Origin of the sequence: Gracilimonas tropica DSM 19535, assembly GCF_000375425.1 — a bacterium.
GTDB classification, from domain to species: domain Bacteria; phylum Bacteroidota; class Rhodothermia; order Balneolales; family Balneolaceae; genus Gracilimonas; species Gracilimonas tropica.
The window spans coordinates 1-4,252 of the sequence record NZ_AQXG01000032.1; the positions used below are offsets into that span (position 1 = coordinate 1).

At 45.1% G+C, this 4,252-nt stretch carries 2 protein-coding genes; both read right to left on the reverse strand.

Annotated features, from left to right (window positions below; translation table 11 throughout):
* The coding region (locus tag B151_RS0117285) for an efflux RND transporter permease subunit (protein WP_020404894.1) at positions 1–3,022 on the reverse strand (3,022 nt) is incomplete at its 3' end.
* Positions 3,023–3,070: 48 nt separating this feature from the next.
* Positions 3,071–4,252: efflux RND transporter periplasmic adaptor subunit (locus tag B151_RS19145; protein WP_040517250.1), on the reverse strand; the 1,182-nt coding region annotated here is incomplete at its 5' end.

The following is a 4,252-nucleotide window of genomic DNA, read 5'->3' on the forward strand; positions in this document are numbered from 1 at the left end:
CGCCAACCATTGGTGCCGCAATTCGTTTCATAACGGTGGCTCCGGTTCCAGCTCCCCACATGATAGGAAGAAGACCACCCGTAATAGCACACACGGTCATGAAAATTGGCCGGATTCGCTGTGCTGATCCTTCAAAAATGGCCTCTTTTAAGTCCCCCAAGTTATTCATCTTATCATGGTATTTTCGGTTGTTATATGCATTATCCAGATAGGTCAGCATGATTACTCCAATTTCAGCGGCAACCCCAGCCAGAGCAATAGCTCCAACTCCCACGGCCACACTAAGGTTGTATCCAAGGATATATAGCAACCAAAAAGAGCCTACAAGTGAAAAGGGAAGGGTCAGCAGCACAAGCAGACTTTCCTGTAGATTCTTAAAGTTGAAGTAGAGCAGCAAGAAGATGATCAGCAATGTGATCGGTACTACAACTTGCAGACGTTCTTTGGCCCGCTCCATATATTCATACTGTCCACTCCAGGCCAAGCTATAGCCGGAGGGTAAATCCAGACGTTCGTTAACTGTCTGGCGTGCTTCGTTTACATAACTACCAATATCTGATGTGGTGAGATCTACATAGATCCAGCTTGAATACCGGGCATTCTCCGTTTTTATTACGGGTGCGTCTTTTCGGATCTGTAAGTCTGCCACATAATTAATAGGTATTTGTGCTCCTGAGGGCGTGGGGATCAAAACTCGTCCCAGGTCGGTGAGGTTTTCTCTGACTTCCCGGGCATATCGTACATTAACCGGGTAGCGCTCCAGGCCTTCCACCGTTTCTGTAACATTCATACCACCAATAGCTGACTGTATTACATCCTGTACATCCCCGGTTGTTAGTCCATATCGAGCGGCTTCCTTCCGGTCGATATTAAAATCAAGGTAGTTGCCCCCTGTGGTCTTATCTGCGAATACGCTTAGCGTTCCAGGTACATCGCGCACCACAGAGGCGATATCCTGACTGAGTTCAGAAAGCGTTTGCAGATCAGGACCCGTTACTTTGATACCGATAGGCGTTTTGATTCCGGTAGAAAGCATATCAATGCGTGTTTTGATAGGCATTGTCCAGGCGTTGGTGAGGCCTGGGATCTTAATAGCCGCATCCATTTCCTGCTTCAGCTTATCCATCGTCATGCCTTCTCGCCACTGATCTTCAGGCTTCAGCTGGATGATGGTTTCGAACATGGATAGTGGGGCTGGATCTGTAGATGTCTGGGCTCGTCCCGACTTACCAAATACAGATTCAACTTCAGGAAAGCTTGCAATTATTTTATCCGTCTGTTGTAAGAGTTCTTTCGCCTTTGTAATACTGATGCCCGGATCTGTAGTCGGCATATAAAGCAGGTCGCCTTCTTCAATAGGAGGCATAAATTCAGAACCGAGTCGTTGCAGAGGTACAATGGATACGGCAAGAATTGCAACAGAAGCAATAACAGTGGTCCATTTAAACCTTAGTGCCAAATTAATCACGGGACGATATATCCAGATTAGAAATCGGTTGACCGGGTTTTTATGTTCTGGCTGTATTTTTCCACGGATCAGGTATCCCATAAGTACAGGAACCAGTGTCACAGAAAGCAAAGCCGCAGCTGCCATAGCATAGGTTTTTGTGAAAGCCAAAGGCTTAAACAGGCGTCCTTCCTGACCCTGTAATGCAAAGATTGGGAGAAATGAAACAGTAATGATAAGCAACGAGAAGAAGAGTGCAGGCCCCACCTCTTTTGAGGCATCCACAATAATTCGCCAATGATCTTTTTTGCCCCGGTCTTTCTCCAGGTGCTTATGAGCATTCTCCACCATCACAATGGCGGCATCAACCATTGCTCCAATAGCGATTGCAATGCCACTTAGCGACATTATGTTTGCATTAATACCCTGAAAATACATTACCAGAAAAGCAGCCAAAATTCCTATCGGCAGACTAATTATAGCTACAAGTGAACTGCGAAAGTGCAGCAAAAAAATCAAAACGATGATGGCAACTACAATGCTCTCTTCGAGAAGTTTATGCTCCAAAAACTCAATAGCTCTTTTGATAAGACTGGAACGGTCATAGGCCGTTTTGATCGTTATCCCTTCCGGTAATCCACTTTCGAGTTCTTTGAGCTTGGTTTTAACATTGTCAATGGTTTCTAATGCGTTTTCACCGAAACGCATAATTACCACACCTCCGACTGTTTCACCTTCCCCATTCCAATCTACGATACCGCGGCGAAGGTCCGGGCCAATGTGTACATTGGCCACATTTCGGATGGTTATGGGAGTACCGTTACTATCCGTACCAATAGGGACTTCTTCTACGTCTGAAACAGACTGGATATACCCCTTTCCACGAACCATGAATTCGGTTTCACTCATTTCTACAAGACGCCCACCTACATCATTGTTACTGCGTTTCAGGGCCATTTTTACTTTTGAAAGCGGGATATCATAGGCCAACAACTTATCCGGATCAACTTCAACCTGATATTGTTTGACATGGCCGCCAATACTGGCAACTTCGGCCACGCCTTCTACGCTAAGTAGCTCATATTTAAGGAACCAATCCTGTATAGACCGCAATTGCTGGAGGTCATATTTATCCCCACCATCCAACACATATTCGTAGACCCAACCAACCCCAGTTGCATCCGGGCCCAGGGTAGGGGTCACACCTTCAGGCAGGTTGCTTCCAGCGGTGTTGAGATATTCGAGAACCCTGCTTCGGGCCCAGTACATGTCGGTATCATCCTCGAAAATGATATAAATGAAAGACAGACCGAAAAATGAATATCCACGCACAACTTTCGATTTAGGAACCGACATCATCGTAGTGGTTAAAGGATAAGTGACCTGATCTTCAACAACCTGAGGAGCCTGACCCGGATATTTTGTAAATACAATGACCTGAACGTCACTTAAATCCGGTATAGCATCCACAGGAGTTTGATACATAATGTAAGTGCCGCCGGCCAGTAGAAGAATGCTGGCAATAATCACCATGAAGCGGTTATTAACGGATAGTTCAATAATTTTCTGTAACATTTCTTATTTCTCCAAAATCTTTGATGGGGTTTTTCGCTGGTGCCAGGACTACATTTCCATGCCTGAATGATCAGTCGTATCAGCAGGTTCTATTTCATGGTTCATTTCTTCACTGTTTGATTCCCTGTCCTCCTTATCCATATCGGGAGAATCTTGTTCTTGCTGCAGCATTTTTTGGATGGCTTCCTGTAAACGGCTCTCACTATCGAACAGGAATTGGGCAGAAGTGACGATCTGTTCCCCCGCTTTAACCCCGTCCAGTACTTCAATTTCATTATTGCGTTGGCCGCCTTCCATTCCTAAAGTTATTTCCCGGGGTTCAAAGGTGCCTTCTCCCTTAGCTACAAAAACGATATTACGCTCCCCGGTTCTAATGATGGCCTCATTAGGAATGATGGTTACGTTGGGCTTAGGACGCGTTTGGATACGTACATTGGCAAACATGCCTGGTTTTAGCTCAAGATCTGGGTTAGAAAATTCTAGCCGTACCTGAACAGTCCGCGTTTTCTGGTCCAGGGTGGGATATATATAATCCACCGAGCCTTCATAGATTTTACCTGGTTGATATGATAATTCCATCTGGGCAGCTTGCCCTTCTTCAATCCAGGGTACTTCGTAGTCATAAACACTGGTTTGCACCCAAACAGTTGAAAGGTCTGCTATTTTATATGCAGGGGTACTCGCTTTTATGTACTCTCCTTCTATAGCATTTTTATGAAGCACGATGCCTGTGGCGGGTGATTTCAGCATAATTGCCTTTTTAACTTCACCACTTTGCTTCAGCTGATCTATCTCTGATTCGGGAATATCCCAATATTCAAGCCGTTGGCGGGTAGCCTCAAGTAAACTACTTCCCCCGGAACGGATGGTTTCAAAACTACTGGCACTGACTTTTTCCTGAGTTTTCAGGGCCAACAAGTATTCTCTTTGAGTGGTCACCAATTCAGGAGAATAGATACTGAACAATGGCTGCCCTTTTTGCACCATTTTACCCGTGTAATCCACATAAAGCTGCTCAACCCAACCTGAAATTTTTGGATTTACATTGAAGAGTTTTTGCTCGTTGTACTCCACTTTTCCAACAGCACTCACCACGGTAGACAGATCTTTCTTTTGCACCGTTGCAGTACGTACATTCATGTTTTGAATCACAACCGGATTGATTTTAACCATGCCCTCTGAACTATTGGCTCCATCAGCATACACAGGAACTAAATCCATGCCCATTCT